Genomic DNA, 16,567 nt, shown 5'->3' with positions numbered 1-16,567 from the left:
AAATGATATGGAGAAGACAGAAAGCGTCAATCGCAAAGCGAGCTACTCTATCGATATTTCTTGTATCTTGACATCGAAGAAGACGAACTCAGATGCACGAGCGAATCGAGGGTCTACGCCGTCTTCGGTGAGGAGTTGTTCGTCAAAGTAGATCCCACTGCCGCTGTCGAGCGTGACCTGGTTTCCAATGACTGCTCCGTATATCGCTGCCCCGTCGTGGATTTCAACTGAGCTATCTCGAGCATCGACGAGTCCAACGAAATCCTCGGAGATACTCACGGTATTCTTACTGTTTTTCTCAGTTTCCTCCACGATTACCTCAATCGCAGTCGAATCGTACGGCTCGTGAGGTCGCTCAACCGATGCCCCCGACGCGAGCTCGAAGTCCCCGGTAATATGAAGGATGATCACGCCATCGCTGGTGTCCAGTTCCAATGTGCCGTCATTTTCGACCACAAGCGAGTCTGCTTTGTAGATCCCGGACTCTACTGAACAAGTATCACCACCTTTCACAGAGATGCTTTCCGAATCGGTACATTCGTCCGGCAATTCGTCGTATTCGCCCTCAGTTGGATACCATCGTGTGCCCGGCTCTGATTGGATTTTGTCAGTTGGTTCTTCTGTTTCAGCGTCTTCAATTCCCTCCGAGGCATTTCCCTGGACTCCATCAGTTTCGCCGGTGATTTCGCCGGTAACGTACACATCGCCAGTGACGTTCGTACTAGCGTCAATTTCGAGATCGCCGTCTACTCGGACATCGCCACCGATTGTACTGCCCGACGTGATTATTGCACCATCGATGGCGTGAACATCTCCACCGACCGTTCCTCCGTCGATAGTTAAGCCGCCTGTAGTTCCAGTGGTGTTGATGAAGAGTGATCCTTCGACCGTCGCAGAACCAACGTCGAAGAGATAGTCGCTGTGGACGTCACCAGTGATTACTGCATCATCACCGAGTCGGATTTCGTCCCCCGAACCATTGGAATGCTGGCCGAGTGTGTTGTAGAAATCACCGCCGAGCGTGAAGGACATGTCCGAATTTTTCGCGGTACCGGACCAGGTTGCGACACTCGTGCTATTGGTGAAATCGGATCCATTTGGCGCCGTGTTGCCGGCCGTTGCCGAGTTGTAGCTGTTAATCTCGCTTCCGTTTTCGAATGCGACTGGCTGTGACCCTGCCTCAGAACTACCGATACGAGCGGAGTGAACCTCGGGAATAGAGTGGTCGATGTCCACTTCGAGTATCATCGTCTGCGTCGCGTCATCGACTTGTACTGAACCGATTTCGCCCTCTTCTCCTTTTTCAATTCCATCCTGGTTGGCAAAGTAATCGGCCCACCCGTCGTAGTACTCCGATTGGATTTCGAGTGTCATCGGGCCCGCAGGTAGTCGATCAGGTAAGCCAAGAGCCGTTTCGTTGAGACCATCCGATGTCGCCTTCAAATTATTCGATTGGGCCTCAGTACCACGCACGCTCGTCACGTCGACTCGTATACTCGAGAGCCCCTTCTCTGTCGTCTCGATCTGGATATCCGGGCTACTGACGAGTTGAGTTCGACCATCGGTTCGCTTCCAGACGCCACCGCCCTGGTACGCAACGTGAGATCCCTCGTGTTCGTAGATGATCGAACCCAGTTGGAACGATTCGTTTGAAATGGCGTCAAATCCTTCCACTGATATAGTCACCGACCCCGCGTCCGGCTCAACTCGCGTATCCCGTTGAATCGACTCACTGAACGTGAATTCTCGAGTTTCTCCAGTTTGAAGTGAGGCAAACTCCATTTTCGCCTGATCGAGCGATTGTGTGGCGGCCTCGTCGCGACTCTGTGATTCGAGTTGTGCGAGGGCGGTTTGCCCGACCGCAACGATGCCGATCGCGGCGATAATAACGAATCCAAGCAGAACAACAACTGCAATGACTTCGGCCTGTCCACGGGAATATCCCTTCGGCAGTAACGTATCGTCTCCGTGGTCAGCGTCGTCGCTCATACGCGTATTCGATAATCAGGCAATATGATAGTATCGGCCGATTTGGGGTACTATATCGTAGAACCAGTCTCGAAAGCACGTCAAAATACGAAACTCGAGAGCCCGCGTTACGCAACCGTAGCCATCACTCGCTCGGTGAGTAGTTCGGCGCCTCGTCCGTAATCACGACGTCGTGGGCGTGCCCCTCGGCCTGACCCGCCGAGGAGACACGAACGAACTCCGCTCGCTCCTTGAACTCGGGAATCGTCTCGGCACCGACGTACCCCATTCCCGACTGCATCCCGCCTGCGAGCTGGTGGAGTTCTGACTGGAGCGTTCCCTTGTACGGCGTCGCCGCTTCGACGCCCTCTGGGACGTACTCCTCGTCGTCCTCCGGATCGTCCTTCAGGTATCGGTCGCCGTCACCCGACTTCATCGCTCCGACCGACCCCATCCCGCGGTACTGCTTGTAGCGCTTGCCGTTCATCGTCACGACGCGACCCGGGGCCTCGTCAGTGCCCGCGAAGTACGACCCGAGCATCACGGCGTCGGCACCGGCGGCGATCGACTTGATCGCGTCGCCGGAGTACCGAATCCCGCCGTCGGCGATCACCGGGATGCCGTGCTTGCTCGCGACGTCTGCAACCTGTGCGACAGCGGTGATCTGGGGCATACCAGCGCCGGAGACGACCCGCGTCGTACAGATCGAGCCCGGACCGATGCCGACCTTGATGCCGTCGGCGAAGTCCACCAGGTCCTCCGCAGCCTCTCGCGTGCCGACGTTTCCAACGACGACGTCCGCGTCGACGGACTCTTTGATCTCGCGGGCCCCGTCGATGACGTTCAGGTTGTGTGCGTGGGCGCAGTCGATGAAGAGCACGTCCACGTCCGCCTCGTCGGCCGCAACCGCGCGGTCCGTTTCGAACGGACCGACGGCGACGCCACATCGCAAGCGACCGGTTTCGTCTCGAGCGGCTTGCTTGTACTCCCGGCGCTGTAAGATACCCTGCATCGTGACCAGGCCGACCAGCAAGTTCTCGTCGTCGACGACGGGAACGCGCTCGATCTTGTGCTCGTACATCAGGTCGAACGCGTCGCGCGCGTCGATGTCCTGGGGCGCCGTGATGACCTCGTCGGTCATCGCCTCCGTGACCGGGTCGTTCTCGCCGACCTCAAGGTGCGGGCGGATGTCCGTACTCGAGATGATGCCCAGCACCTCGCCGTTGGTGTTGACGACGGGGGCGCCGCCGACGCCCTCCTTGACCATCATCTCGTCGACTTCGCGGACGGTCATCTCCGGGTCGGCCGTCACCACGTCGTCGAAGGGGATGATGAGTTCGTCGGCGCGCTTGACGCGACTGATCTCCTCGACCATTTCATCGATATTCATGTTCCGGTGGAGGACGCCGAGTCCGCCGTGACGGGCCATCGCGACCGCCATCTCGCTCTCGGTGACGGTGTCCATCGCTGCCGAGATGATCGGAACCGAGACCTCGACGTTTCGAGACACTCGCGAGGTGAGATCCGCCTCGTCGGGCTCGACACGACTCTCCTTCGGCCGGAGCAAGACGTCGTCGAACGTCAGCGCTTCCGGTACGCGTAATTTCGCAGAATACGGCTCGTGCTCGGGAACGTCGTTCGCCATGTAAACTGTCCGGAACCGTCGGTAAAAAGCGTTCCGAGACTCCCTCGAGTGTGTGGTACTTATTGGCGTTCTCGATGGTCGACACCGATACCAGCGCTAACACAATTCGACGTTTCAGGTTCTGACGGGCAATTATTGCCCCTCGAGGACGGCCTGTGTTGAAAACTCTCATCCAATCACTCGTGCCAGGAACTATTCGTCGATACTACTCGCGTTTCAGTTACGATTTCACGGTTCGTGTTCAGCCATCTCACACAACGTTTAATAATACAGGTCCACTCGATTCGAGTATGCACGCTGTGAACTTCCGCGATTCCCGACTCGCCGGCCGGACGACGTTCGACTCCGTAGCCGCGATTTTCTTTGGGAATTGCCCACTCACAGCGCGAGGTCTTCGGTTCGGGCGGAAACGCTCCTCGTCGACGTCGGCGCCGACGCCGATGCCGATGGACTGGCTTCCGCTCCAGCAGTCGCTGCGGGACCGTTCACCTCGTTACCCCCATCCCCAGGCCTCGGGTCACGGCCATCGTTCGTGATCGATGAGTACGTCACAACACCCCGTCGCCCTCCGCCTCGAGCGGTTAGTCGGCGGTGACGCCAGACTCCTCGCCCTGGTGATGGCCCTCCCGCTGGTCGACGGCATCTTCGTCGCCCTGATCCTGGCCGGCGCCCTCGAGACGCCGACGAGCGCCGTTCAGGTCGGCCTCCTCATCTTCGGTGGCAGTGCGACCCTCGCCGTCATCCTCGCGGAGATGCAGGGGACCGTCCGCGAACAGGTTCGCGTCGTGCTGATCGTCGGCATCCCGCTGATCGTGCTCGCGGCTATCCAGGCCGCGCTCGCACCGGCGATCGAGAGCGTGATCGAGACGGCCACCTTCGAGCGATTCGCCGCGCTGGTCATCCTGGCGATCGCCGCCAAGACCGCGAGCGCCACCGTCGGCGAGTACCTGCCGAGCCCTGGCGTCATCATCGGACTGGGACTCGTCGCCAGTCTCGAGCCCACGGGTGCGGAGTTCGCGCTCATGGACGACCCGCAGTTGGTCGCCAACGCAACGCTGGCTGCCGTGATCGGCGTGGCGTTCGCCCTCTCCGTGGCCGTCAGCGGCCCGTACTTGCGCGAGTACATGGACCTCAACCGGTTCCGGTTCGGGAGCGCCGTCGCCCTCGGTCTGTTGCCCCTCTCGATTATGGGGATGGCCTTCGGGCAGGCCCCACTGGCTGCGCTGGTCGTCGCCGCGTTGTTCGCGCTGGATCCCGACACTGATGACGAAGCGTCCAACTCGTCAACCAGCTCCGGAACGCGGGCCGATGGCGGCGTCAGTTCGGAATCGGCGGCGGAAGCGACCGACTCCGAACACGAGGACGCGGACGTGACCGTCGACGAGTCGAACGGCGACACCGATCCGTACCCGGGCGACGACACGACGTCGACTGCTGGACGTGCCCCCTGGCTCTAGGCTCGAGTCGGATTTCGCCTGATGCTGAGCGCTCGAGTCGCTTGTTCGGTCCGGTCGCAAACTCTCACCTGAATCGTAACTGCTTTAGGCTGGATCACCCAACGATTGCTCGAGGGGTCGTGGCCAAGCCAGGCATGGCGACTGACTCCAGAGGTCCCGCGCCCGGGACGACACTCCAGACTGATATACTGATCGGGCACCTGATCAGTGTCCGTGTGATGACCCTCTGGAGTTCCGAGGCGCACCGGAGATATCAGTCGATCGGGGGTTCAAATCCCTCCGACCCCATCCTCACCTTAATTATATCTTAATACTGTGGATAGAAGGGGGCTTAGTACAAACCCTTCTACTACCACATCCATTATCTAATTCGACTACCCTGGCTCGGTTTTGGGTACCGAGGTGGTCGGCGTGACCGATTGGCATCGCCTCCAGAGCTACCGCTGTCGGAGCTGCCGATCTCAATGTCTCAACTACCTCGACGAGAGCTGCACACAAGCGGGCAAGTGTCGATACTGTCACAGTCCCGCTGACCTCGAACGCACCGATCACGAGCCCGGTGACCAGACTCACTCAGGGAACACTCCGGCGGTCACGTCCCGAAGGCGGTCTGTTTCCAGCATCGACCGAGAGGCGCGAGTGCCGGATGGGCAGATGCCCGGAACGCGCAGCGCTGAAAGCGCGAGCGGAAGCCCGGAATGCAGGGAGCGCAGCGAAGCGAGCGACCGGCCTCGTTCCGGCCAGGGAGCGCCTCGAGGGTGTTCCGTTTCTGTAGCTGACCAACCGCTAGCTGATGGCTGGTGGTCACGATGACACGGATCACCTGGGATCCGTCTCCTCGGTGGTCGTGTCCATTCTGCTCTTCGGTTAATCTACTCCGTGATCGAACTCGCCCTTGGTACTGTGAAACCTGTGGGTACCACGATCGCGACGTAGAGCTTCAGCTCGAGGTAATCGACCTGGCGGATCACGCCCCGCCCTTGAATCGTGACTAATGTCGGGCTCAAACGAGTTCGAAGCGGCGGGAGAGCTATCAGCATCTTCCGAAGGGCAGGGTACTTCGCGGTCTTGGCCTTCCCAGATTAACTGTGTAACCCACGGAGACGGCGCGACAACCGGAAGCGCCGTCGCGGCGGAGCCTGGTGTTACACCCTCTGGTGACTACCGCCCGACACCCCTCGATCGTGCCGAGGAGTTCGCGGAGGTTTACCCACACCTGGCGCACCTTCCGCTGACCAAAAAGCACGGTCGATCACTCCGTCGAGAGGTGACTGAAGCCGACTACGAACCGGAGTACGTCGAACCAGAACGCGAATGGGAGAACGGTTTCGTCACGTACCGCCTTCGCGAACGGCGCGCCGCGACATGGCAAGACGCTGTATTCGCGTTCCTCGATGCACACGAACGGTATGAGAAAGGAATGAGCGTGCGGTTTTCGGGCATCGACGATTCCGGCGAAGAGATCGAATTTGAGGTGCCGCTACAAGATAGCTGGGGGGAAGAGTACGCGAATAAGGAATACGCCAGGGCGATGGCGTTCGAACGACAGTTGACGGGCGGCAAACACCCTGACGGAACGGAAATCGAAGGAGAATGGGATAACCTCGTGACGGTGATGCTCACCAATACGGGATCGAGCATTCCGGATGGTGAACGGGTTGCTCCGGTCGACCACTTCGATGCCGTCTCAGACGCCTGGAGTTACGGCGCGACTCGTGATACAGTACGCAACATCTGCGAGACTGACCTTGGTCTTGAATCGCACGAATGGGGGTATCTACGGTTTGGTGAGCCACACGGAGTCGGTGCAGCTTCTGATCCAGACAAAAACCCTGGTCCGAACGCCTGTTATAGCCACAATCATATCGGCGTCTATCTCAATCTCGATCTCGAAGAGCGGTACGGAAGCGACCTCGAGCACGCAGAATTCAAGATCGAGAAGGCATTTCGAAAGGCGATAGATAAACACGTAGAAGTGTGCGATTTCGCGACGATTGAAGCCCACAACTACACCCATGAAAACCCCGATGAGCGCCCTATTTCAGTAAATTCGAATGTGGCAAACATGGGCTCCTATCTGAGCGCCTACGCACAGACGTACGGCGATGAAGACCTCATCGAGCGCCCGATTGAGTATGTCGCGTGGGGTGCAGTGATCTGGTCGATGAATCGCCAACGGATGGGCCGATCGAAAGTTCTGAACGAGGCCATCGCGGCTGATCAATGCGCGGCGGAGTACCGTGACTCCAGAAGTGAGCAGGAACACAATCACGGAGACCGTTTGAAACACTCGTCTGGTCGGGGATCGCAGATCGTCTGTGCCTGCTGTGGTAGTGGTTTTGGTATTGACCAGACCTCGGAAACGATTTCCGAACTCCGCCTCGAGGGCGATCGCGTCGATCGTGCCACCACCAACGGCGGTGACCAGCTCGTCGACGACGATCAAACGGACTGGAACGGCCTCGAGAAACGACCTGATACTGCCGGAGCGCGGTACGGTGAACCGGTCGTTGATGCAGATTTGAGAAACCAAATTGAACGCTATGTGGACGTACACGGAAGCGATACTACACCAGCTCATCTTCTCGGTGCGCTAGATCTCAATCCGAAACATCTGCCACTTGTGAAACAAGTGCTTTCAGGAGACTCGCCAGAACCGATACGAGATAGCTTTTCGGTTCCTGAAGAAAGTGGAAAATGGAAAATAGAGGCGTTCATCGACGAAGATGGGGAAGAACATTCACCTTCCTCGAGCGGTGGCGTCGATCTCGTCGAGACTCATCTCCCGATCACCAATATTCTCGAAACAACCCGGTTACAGTATTACGATGATATCGCGTCACCGAAAACACGCTGCCGACGCTGTAACGTAGCGTTATACGGGGCTTCCTCGATTGCGGGTCATTTCTATCATAAACACAATATTGAAGACCCTGCTATGGTTGATCATCTGGTGCAATTTGAATGGAACGGGAAACCGGTCCCTGAGGAATTTGAAACACCGGTTGTACCGGTTTCCGAATCATGACCGTTCCGTTTGTCGCTTTCACTTTCACCCAGGGTGTTTCAGGTTTATCACTAGATTCCTAGAATATCTAGCTGCATGGCAACGGAACCAGCCGAAGTCCCTGAAGGCTTCACGAAGGTTACTGCACCGCAACAGAACGACGACGACTTCGACACCGAATGGGTCGATCGCCCTGCGCTCGGCGAGCTGGTCCAGGGAACGCTCCTGAATCTCAAGCCGGACTGCGGCGATCACGACACGACTGTCATCGAAATGCGCCTCTCCGAACCGTACGGCGAGTTCGAAGATGGCGCACTCGTCTGCTTCTGGTCGACTAACGGCATCGACGCCGCCCTCGAGGAGAACGATATCTCTCGAGGCGAGGAGATCGCCGTCGTCTGTGATGACACGTTCGAGATCGACGGGGAAAGCCGGCGCGGCTACTCCGTCTACACTCGCGAATAACCGCTGCTGCTGACACACCACTTCATTACCCATGACTCACCGGAGCTACGGACGACAATCGATGAACGGACTGCTCAACGACTACGCCAACATGAGGACGCTCCCGGCGGCGCTCGGGATGTTCTTCGGACTGCTCTCGCTGTTCCAGTTCGGCGCAATCTCGGGCGACATCACGTTCGCCTGGATCGACTACACGCTGACCACAGAACACGCGGCGCTCGGCTCGATCGTCATCTACGCGGTGGCGTTCATGTCGTCCGAGACGACTTCATTCGATCACTACCAGGACTGGGAAAAGGCACTCATCGCTGGCTCCCCGATCGTCGTGCTCGGCCACGAGTACGTCCAGCCCGTTACGGACCTCGTGAACACCTCGGAGCCGCTGACGCAGATTCTCGCGTTCCTGATCGCGATGGGCGGATTAGCCGTCGCGACTCAATAAATTATGATCGGGAAACGCACCGTCGCCGCGCTGGTCGTGCTCGTCGCGCTCGTCGCGACTGGCGGGATCGTCGCTGCGGCAGAACTCCTCAACGAAACCGTTGACACGACGAATGACACCGAGTCGATCGACGTAACGATCGACGCGAACGAGACGTTCGCGGGCGCCGCAGCTGGGCAGAACTCGACCACTGCTGACGTGACGTTCTACGACGCCGACGAGTACGCCAACGACTCGGCGAATGCCACGGCGCTGCTCACTGACTCGATCTCCGTCGACGAAGGCGACTCGAACACGACGGCGTACGTGCTCGAGGACGAATCCGCGCTCGATCAGAACGCCTCGTATCAGGTCGTCGTCGACGGCGACGCTAATGACATCGCCAGCGCCTCGGTGGCGCTGAACGATGGCTCCTCGGGCGGTCTGCTGTTCGGCGCCGATGGTGGCCTCACGGGCACGGCGATCGTGCTCGGCATCATCGTCGGTGGCGCGATCATGTTCAGTGGAAAGAACGGCTCGAACGGAGGCAGCAGAGGACGTAGCTGATGGTCCCACTTCTGGCGCTCCGCGTACTGCCGATCAAGAAACTCATTGGCCTCGCGCTGATCGCCTACGTGGCGATCTCGTACGGCCTGATCTAGCGATCACTATGCAATTTTTCACGAAACCACAATCGAAAGCAGAGTGGTACAGCAAGACAATCACTGGCTATAACGTCACGGCCTCGGCGCTCGTCGTCGTGCTCGTCGGCCTCCGCGCAGCGGGGGTGATCTGAGTGTCTACCGACGCGTACGATCACGGCTGCACGCTGACGCGCCGACAGGCGCTCAAGGCAGCGTCAACGCTCGCGCTCGCGACGGCCACCGGGGCGGCCTCGAGCGGCTCGGCGCTCGCGGCTGATGGCCTCGTCGATGGCGTCGTCTCGTCGATCGCTGGCGCGGCCACGTCCGAAGGCGCTGGAGCTTACGCGGTCGCCACGATCTCGCCGGTCGGCTTCTTCGGCCTCGTCGGCTACACGCTGCTCAAAAACGACGTGAACGAGTCGCCGAGTGGCGACGAAGCAATCTTACACAACCTCGGTGTGTCCGAGTACGAATCGCTCACGACCCACGAGGTCACGTTCTCGAACCGGCTGACGGATACGCGCCCAGTCGCCTCGCTCGAGGCGCGTCACGGGATCGCGTCGGCCTGGGAGGATGGCGATAGCTCCAGTGTCGCCTACGACCGGGCGATGCAACGTATTCGCCAGTATTACGAACTCCCTGAGTACAACCACTACCATGTCACGGCTAAGTCGCTCCTGCAACTCGGTTTCGCGGCTGGAGTTGCGAAGGACGACCTCGACGACGACTCCTGGGCTGCCGCTGTCGGGACTGACGACGGCGGTAACACGATTCAACTCCGGCTACAGAGCACGACCGAGGCTGCCGACATTTCGCTCCACGATGGGACGGCCATCTGGAATGTCTCGCCGTCGGAGGAGGAAATCGAACCGGTCCTCGGCGACGGTAGCAAAACGCCGTATGAAATCCCTCGGGTCGAGTTCTACGACACTTCGAGCAGCACGGTGCTCGAGGAGGCGCCGATTCTCGACCAGTCGGTCGTCGACTCCTGGGACGCGACGAACGAGGAGGTCACGTATGAACTGAGCGACGGGACGACTGTCTCGACAGACCTGGACTTCACAATCAAGAGCGTCAGTGCTGCCGACCTGCAATCGGCTCGCGTGTTCGACGGACGGGAGTTCTTCAAACTGCTCGACGAAATCAAGTCGCTCTCGGATACGGTGACGGGCAACTACTCTGAGTCGTTCGTCTCCGACATCTACGCCGAGCTGGACGCTGGTAACATCACGCCCGACCAGGTACGTTCGCCGGAAGGTATCGCACGGTTCCTCTCGGGGACGGATGACGTGTCGGATGAACGATTCCGCATTTCGATGCTTCAGCAACTCGGGATGGTGCAACCGGACTTCTCGAAGATTCGTGGAATGTCGGTCAACTGGACGGGCGCGACCGAGACCTGGGTCGACCCGGACCCGAATCTCTCTGACCGCCACGCACACCCTGATGGATTCGTCGAGAACGAATCGTATTCTGGTGTGCTGTTCGGGGCCGATCTCCCTGGCTCCGGGTTCCAAACTGGTGGCCGGTACTACGTCGGAAACTTAGTTTACGGCGTTGGAGACGGTGAGATTCGGGCATACGACCATCACTCGTTGGAGTTCAAATTCGCGATCCAAACCGCCTATTCAAACGATGTGGCGGTCGGAGACGGCGTGATCTACGCGGCTGGTCCCGACGGTGTCGCCTGTTACAATATCTCCGATGGTTCCGAGGTGTGGACGAGTGCGGATACGACGGCTGTTGATCAGTTGGTCTATTCGGCCTCGACCGGCACGATCGCCGCTGGTCGGAGCACTGACAGCACTGTAGCCATAATCGGTGATGCAGATGGGTCTGTTCAGCAGACGATCAGCGCCGGGAACGTTGACGCTCTCGAGATGACGCCCGATGGTTCGATCGTGTACGTCTCGAACCAGGGTACGAACGAGGTGGAGGCATACGATACCTCTGATGGTTCTACAATTTGGATCAGTAATAGAAATATCTATTACGCGAGTAATCTCGCGTTGTCTCCTGACGGGAATTACCTCGGCTGTGACGGTCTCTCGAACACGACTTACCGATCCTATGCCGTCCTCGACACCTCGGACGGGACGGAAGTCTTCGGCAATGATGGTGCGGGTACGCGGAATGCTGTGGCACTAACAAATGACACTCTGTTGGTGAACGGTGACAGTCTCAGGGCTTACGATTTCACCAACACGTCGCTATGGAATGACGCCGATGCGCCGTCGGGGGGTCTGACGGTATCACCTGACGGCTATCTGGTCAGTGCGTCTGGTTCCAGTATCTCCGTCCGGGATATCACCACCGGCGAAGAACTCCGTTCGGGTAACTCTGGCGCTGACTCTCCAGCTTACCAACGGGTCGATGACCTCGACGGCATCGCGTCGAAAGCGATCATGTTCGATGAGTCGACCGACAAGACGAACGGCCAGGGGCCGGTCGACCTCTGGCACGGCGTGCTCGAGGTCACAGAGATGTGGGACGCTGGCAACGCCACGATCACCCACGTCGACGACCAGACGATCTCCGACCTCGAGGCGCTGTCTGGCACGCCGGACTCGATCGACACGATCGTCTCCGAGATGGACCAGTTCGACAGCGTTGATGATATCAAGTACACGAAACACGTCCTCGCGATTCTCGAGCACTACGGGATCGAGGACTCGACGAGCGTCGGCGAAGACGACTCGAACGACGTGGTAGTCGTCGAACCGGACTGGCGGGAGCCTGAGTATGATACTTATAATTCTGCCGAGTTCGCAGAGTACCTGAACAAACTTGAGACGTACCTCGAACAACTCCGAACGGAGGAAGACGATACGTCGTCTGGAGATGGCGACGGCTTCTCGTGGCCGTGGTCCGACTGGGGCGGTGGCAACACCGGCATCATCGTGATGCTCCTCGCGGGCGCTGCTGGCCTCGCGATGCTGTCCGACGACGGCGACGGCGGTCGCACCAACACCCGCAACTAACCATGTCTCGAACATTTCTTTCGCTGCTGCTCGCCGTAGCGATGGCGCTCGCGCTGCTCGCTGGCGGCGCAGCCGCACAAGAAAACAATTCGACGCCCGTCGATGACGATCTTCCCGGCGACCCCAACGGACCGGACGCTGGCGCACCCGGCCTCGAGGACGATCGCGACGACGACCAGAACGAGAACCGATCGGAGACGTACACCGAGATCGACCAGTACGCCTGGGTCGAATCGTGGTCGTACGATGACGGTCGCTTCACCGTCACCGTCGACGCCGACGAGGCTGTCGACGTGATCGTCATGGAACCACTGGACTCCGAGGACCAGGACTCGGGCACGCTGAACGCTCGCGTCATCGCCCTGGACGGCGAGAACTCGCGCACGGTCACGATCGAGGCTGACGGCGACGTGATGGTCGTTACCGAGAACGTCTTCACCACTCAGGAGTACGCCACGCTGGACAAGGGCTCGGACGCGCTGATCGGCGGCCCCTGGACGCACAAGGACTCGCAGTACTCGGCGATCGGCGCCGGGCTCGCTGTGATGAGTGGTGTGATCTGGAAGGTGTTGAAACGAAAGACGGGACTCGATCTCGATCCAAAGAGGTTGGCCTAATGACTGAACAAACTCAATCCACCGACTCACCGGGCCCGGATGATGAGCCGTCGCGCCTGAAGGTGTTCCGATATATCTCGAATAATATATTTAAGATACTATCGGTGCTCCTGCTCGGCGTCGCCGTGCTCATCGTGCTCGGCTACACGCCGTCGCTCGAACGGTGGCACAAGATTGTCGGGCTGGCGTTCCTTGCGTTCATCTTCCCTGGTCTCTATACTGGCGACGTAGTCAAAGAGCAGATTGAACCAACGTTCGTCTACCTCGTGGACGTCGAACGTGAGCTCACCGACGGTGGACTCATCGAAATAACGCCCAGTGATTTTCAGGCGATGACTTGTACGGATGGTTCTCCGCACCAGGCGGCTCCCATGTTGTACTGGGTTCGTGGTGTCGATCTCGACGAAAGTACATATGAAGGAACGTGGGTCGGAACGCTCTCCGATCGCGAGCTCCTGACTGGACTACAGGCCGTGGCTGAGTGTCGCGGAATGCTCGAGGAGGACGCTCGAAAATTATTCGCGCTCGAGGCTAACCTGTGGTCGATCGTCTATCGGGCGACGAAAGACGCGACCAAATCCGTCGTCGAAACCTTCGAGGAAGGGACGCTTCCCGATCGGGGCGAAGGCGTCGACGTGGCGGTCAACGACGCACTCGAAGACTTCGGCCTTCTCGAGAAGATGAACGAACTCGATCAGGACGACCTCGACCTCGAGGCTGACCTGGACGACCTCGATTTTGAGCAACCCGAAGAAACGTTACCGAGGCCTGCCGATGACTGATCTCGTTTCACTCGCGGCAATGCTGACAAATCTCGGTGACTATCATGTTTTGGTCGCTATCTCGATCGCGTTCGCGCTCGTGGTTCGTCCAGGAGACGTTCGGCCTCTGGTTTTGACACTCGGTGCTATTGTGCTGGTGACTGCACTTAAGACCCACTTCGCAGTCCCACGGCCTCCAGGTGCGACGGCTGGCGGCTACGCCTTTCCGTCCGGTCACGCGACGGTTTCGCTCGTGACCTATGCCTCGATCGCACTGCTCGAGGACCGATCGATCGGTTGGCGAACCACGATCGCGGCGCTGCTCGGTTCGTCGATCGCGCTCACTCGCGTAATCATCGGTGTGCATTACTGGAGTGATATCATCGCTGGCCTGCTGCTCGCGACGGCGGTGCTCGGCCTCGCGTTCGGACTGTCTCGGTACCTGAAACCGAAATTCACCCATGACTGATACCGACGAAAACCTGCTCACGATAGCCAAATTACAAGAACAAATTGCTGGTCGCCTAGACGGCGGTGACGATATTCGTCCGCACGCGGCCTACACGACTGAACACACGGCGGCGCTCTCATTCGTCGAGGACGTGCTCGCCGATGCCGACCAGGTCCAGTTTCGTGACTCAGATCTCGGGAGTGTCGTACTCCCGAATCTAAAAACGCAAGCGGCAACGCAGGCGGTGAAATCGAAAGACTTCGCGCTCGCATCCTACCTGGTCGGCGTAACGGAACAGGACCTCGACGCCTCGTCGGTGTCACTTCCTTCGAGGATCATCGCGCAGCTCGAGGCTGACGGCGCACTGGCGACGATTCTCGCTGCTGGAGCTCCGAACTCTGGTAAGACGAATAGCGTTTGGTTGCTCGGGGAGATCGCGAAGGCCTGGTGGTCGGACCTCCTCGTTATCTCGAACGCACGGGCAGATATCGTAGATCATCGCGTGACCTCAGCGCACGATCTCGTCATTACCCTGCTCGAGCATCGCGACGTCCCGAAAATGGTCGTCGTCGACGAAGGATCGACGCACTTCGACGCCCGAACGTATTCTTACGAGGTGGCGAATCAGTGGTCTCCGCTGATCAAGCGAATGAGCAAACTCGGTGTGGAGGTTTGCGCGGTGATCGGCCATACGGGAAAGGACGTCGACCCAGAAGTGAAGCGATTGACGAATCTGGCGCTGTTTAAGTCGGCTCCCGAAACGGCTGAGTTCTTCTCTGAGTGGCCTGCTGAAAGCGATTTCCCGGCTGATCGTCTGTTCGGTGGTTCGCTCGAGAACCTTGAGGCGACCTCGACGGGCTATGACCCGGATGAACCTGCACCCTGGGCGTGGAACCTCCGCGCTGGGCTGTTCGCTGAAGACTTGAACTGGAACGAACTGCTCGAATTGCTTCACGAATCGGGACCGGTTGACTCCTGATTGACCTTACTTAGATATTTACCCATATACCGGGAAAGCGAGCCAATATAACGGAGATTTGTTGGAACGCACCTCAAAGTTCGGAACTGATTGCTGCTGTTCACTGTTTCAGGAATGCGAGGATTCATATCGTCAGGATAGAATGTTTCGAGAGATGGCGGACTCTAACCGATTAGTTGATTTAATATTTGAGAAAAAGCAACCGGAGTCCGTTGATTTCGAGATAGCGTTCACTGCCTTAGTCGCAACAGCTACTCTTGCTTCCATCAATTCGGAAACAAGACATTCGTTGATAATTACCCTCTGTGCTCTTTTTTTGCTTGTGTTAACTCTCGTTCGTAGGATGGGAATTATTGGAAAATTTGCCGAAGAAGAGTCAATCCTAAACGGAACTGTACGACTGGTTGAGCTGTTAACAATCGTATGCGTGCTTCAGATTAGCACCACGGTTCTAAGTGTAGCGGGGGATTGGGCGACAAGGCCCATTGTGGTTTCCCTCATACTGATAGGGACGGTCTTGTTCGTTGTAGTGCTACAGGAACTTATTTTCAGAGACTATCGAATCTGGTGGGGTTCAGCGTTTTTCACGAAAGGATTGGCCGTTCAGAATGGGAAGGAGAAGACCGATAATCCGTTATATCACCTGTCACTGTCTGTACTGGCAACTTTTTACTATAAGTTTGCATACCTCATTTTGAAGGAACCCGGCGTTATCCCTGAGAAGGACATTAAGAAGTGGAATTCTCTTCGTGAATTTGTCGAAGAAATGGACAAGGATGAACAGTCGCACCCGAGTGCGGCTCGGATGTTTTTTGCAAGCGGAATTATACTCGTTACGGGATACGGTACGGTGAGTTGGATATTGTCGTTCACTGGATTCCCTATAGTAGGTGGTCTACTGTTACTGACCGCAATTATGGCCGTTCGACATCTTACTGGGTTCTGGTATCTGGCATACGGGTCTCAATCGCTCAGTCGGTTTCTCCAAGGAAACACACACCATCTTGCAACAATGGGGGTTTATGGAGGTGTCAGCTATTGGCTGTTCTTCTATGTATCATAGCGACGGAGAGACTTTTTCGATATTGCCGAATTTATAGAAATTCGACACGGAGAAAACTGCAAGACGCGCCCTGTATTCAGCACAATCATAAGAAACTATCACCGATTA

At 57.9% G+C, this 16,567-nt stretch carries 14 protein-coding genes and 1 tRNA gene; 13 read left to right on the top strand and 2 right to left on the bottom strand.

Features of this window, described 5'->3' with window-relative positions; all coding sequences use genetic code 11:
• Window positions 1-42: 42 nt before the first annotated feature.
• Both AC6I65_RS11155 and guaB read right to left on the bottom strand, forming a co-directional pair.
• Window positions 43-1,989, bottom strand: coding sequence for a DUF7289 family protein (locus tag AC6I65_RS11155; RefSeq protein ID WP_497901958.1), 1,947 nt, complete (start codon window positions 1,987-1,989; stop codon window positions 43-45).
• A gap of 124 nt (window positions 1,990-2,113) precedes the next feature.
• Window positions 2,114-3,613, bottom strand: coding sequence for an IMP dehydrogenase (guaB, locus tag AC6I65_RS11150; protein WP_497901957.1), 1,500 nt, complete (start codon window positions 3,611-3,613; stop codon window positions 2,114-2,116).
• Between the two features lie 539 nt (window positions 3,614-4,152).
• On the opposite strand from guaB, the gene AC6I65_RS11145 reads away from it, so the two are divergent.
• From AC6I65_RS11145 to AC6I65_RS11085, 13 genes are all read left to right on the top strand, one after another.
• Entirely contained in the window at window positions 4,153-5,070 is a 918-nt protein-coding gene (locus AC6I65_RS11145; RefSeq protein WP_497901956.1) for a DUF5794 domain-containing protein, read from the top strand.
• A gap of 113 nt (window positions 5,071-5,183) precedes the next feature.
• Window positions 5,184-5,358 (top strand) — tRNA-Trp (locus tag AC6I65_RS11140).
• A 358-nt stretch (window positions 5,359-5,716) separates the two neighbouring features.
• Entirely contained in the window at window positions 5,717-5,845 is a 129-nt protein-coding gene (locus tag AC6I65_RS11135; RefSeq protein WP_497901955.1) for a hypothetical protein, read from the top strand.
• A 492-nt stretch (window positions 5,846-6,337) separates the two neighbouring features.
• Window positions 6,338-8,098 carry a hypothetical protein gene (locus AC6I65_RS11130; RefSeq protein WP_497901954.1) on the top strand — a complete coding sequence of 587 codons (1,761 nt, stop codon included), beginning with the start codon at window positions 6,338-6,340 and terminating at the stop codon, window positions 8,096-8,098.
• Window positions 8,099-8,173: 75 nt separating this feature from the next.
• Window positions 8,174-8,542, top strand: a complete 369-nt coding sequence (locus tag AC6I65_RS11125; protein WP_497901953.1) for a hypothetical protein — start codon at window positions 8,174-8,176, stop codon at window positions 8,540-8,542.
• A 61-nt stretch (window positions 8,543-8,603) separates the two neighbouring features.
• Window positions 8,604-8,984, top strand: a complete 381-nt coding sequence (locus tag AC6I65_RS11120; protein WP_497901952.1) for a DUF8023 family protein — start codon at window positions 8,604-8,606, stop codon at window positions 8,982-8,984.
• Between the two features lie 3 nt (window positions 8,985-8,987).
• On the top strand, window positions 8,988-9,530 hold the full coding sequence (locus AC6I65_RS11115) for a fibronectin type III domain-containing protein (RefSeq protein WP_497901951.1): 543 nt from the start codon (window positions 8,988-8,990) through the stop codon (window positions 9,528-9,530).
• 229 nt (window positions 9,531-9,759) lie between these two features.
• A complete protein-coding gene (locus AC6I65_RS11110; RefSeq protein WP_497901950.1) occupies window positions 9,760-12,588 on the top strand; it encodes an Env/VP5 family phage fusion protein in 2,829 nt (942 codons plus the stop codon).
• 2 nt (window positions 12,589-12,590) lie between these two features.
• The gene (locus tag AC6I65_RS11105) at window positions 12,591-13,205 is read left to right on the top strand and encodes a DUF8063 family protein (protein ID WP_497901949.1); all 615 of its coding nucleotides are present in this window, start codon (window positions 12,591-12,593) and stop codon (window positions 13,203-13,205) included.
• A gap of 104 nt (window positions 13,206-13,309) precedes the next feature.
• Window positions 13,310-13,987: a DUF8125 domain-containing protein gene (locus AC6I65_RS11100; protein WP_497901948.1), complete on the top strand. Its 678-nt coding sequence runs from the start codon at window positions 13,310-13,312 to the stop codon at window positions 13,985-13,987.
• Window positions 13,944-14,435, top strand: coding sequence for a phosphatase PAP2 family protein (locus AC6I65_RS11095; RefSeq protein ID WP_497901947.1), 492 nt, complete (start codon window positions 13,944-13,946; stop codon window positions 14,433-14,435). Before AC6I65_RS11100 ends, AC6I65_RS11095 begins: the two co-directional genes overlap by 44 nt.
• The gene (locus tag AC6I65_RS11090) at window positions 14,428-15,396 is read left to right on the top strand and encodes a hypothetical protein (RefSeq protein WP_497901946.1); all 969 of its coding nucleotides are present in this window, start codon (window positions 14,428-14,430) and stop codon (window positions 15,394-15,396) included. Before AC6I65_RS11095 ends, AC6I65_RS11090 begins: the two co-directional genes overlap by 8 nt.
• Window positions 15,397-15,550: 154 nt before the next feature.
• Window positions 15,551-16,459, top strand: a complete 909-nt coding sequence (locus AC6I65_RS11085; RefSeq protein ID WP_497901945.1) for a hypothetical protein — start codon at window positions 15,551-15,553, stop codon at window positions 16,457-16,459.
• Window positions 16,460-16,567: the final 108 nt, after the last annotated feature.

This window comes from Natronosalvus sp. KLKA75 (genome assembly GCF_059736265.1).
Note: the sequence above shows the minus strand (reverse complement) of the source record. Positions and strands in the feature narration are given on the sequence as shown.

Excerpts from the sequence above, each read along its gene's own strand:
- AC6I65_RS11155 (WP_497901958.1), bottom strand. The coding sequence starts at position 1,989 with ATGAGCGACGACGCTGACCACGGAGACGATACGTTACTGCCGAAGGGA.
- guaB (WP_497901957.1), bottom strand. The coding sequence starts at position 3,613 with ATGGCGAACGACGTTCCCGAGCACGAGCCGTATTCTGCGAAATTACGC.
- AC6I65_RS11145 (WP_497901956.1), top strand. The coding sequence starts at position 4,153 with ATGAGTACGTCACAACACCCCGTCGCCCTCCGCCTCGAGCGGTTAGTC.
- AC6I65_RS11135 (WP_497901955.1), top strand. The coding sequence starts at position 5,717 with ATGGGCAGATGCCCGGAACGCGCAGCGCTGAAAGCGCGAGCGGAAGCC.
- AC6I65_RS11125 (WP_497901953.1), top strand. The coding sequence starts at position 8,174 with ATGGCAACGGAACCAGCCGAAGTCCCTGAAGGCTTCACGAAGGTTACT.
- AC6I65_RS11120 (WP_497901952.1), top strand. The coding sequence starts at position 8,604 with ATGAACGGACTGCTCAACGACTACGCCAACATGAGGACGCTCCCGGCG.
- AC6I65_RS11115 (WP_497901951.1), top strand. The coding sequence starts at position 8,988 with ATGATCGGGAAACGCACCGTCGCCGCGCTGGTCGTGCTCGTCGCGCTC.
- AC6I65_RS11105 (WP_497901949.1), top strand. The coding sequence starts at position 12,591 with ATGTCTCGAACATTTCTTTCGCTGCTGCTCGCCGTAGCGATGGCGCTC.
- AC6I65_RS11090 (WP_497901946.1), top strand. The coding sequence starts at position 14,428 with ATGACTGATACCGACGAAAACCTGCTCACGATAGCCAAATTACAAGAA.
- AC6I65_RS11085 (WP_497901945.1), top strand. The coding sequence starts at position 15,551 with ATGGCGGACTCTAACCGATTAGTTGATTTAATATTTGAGAAAAAGCAA.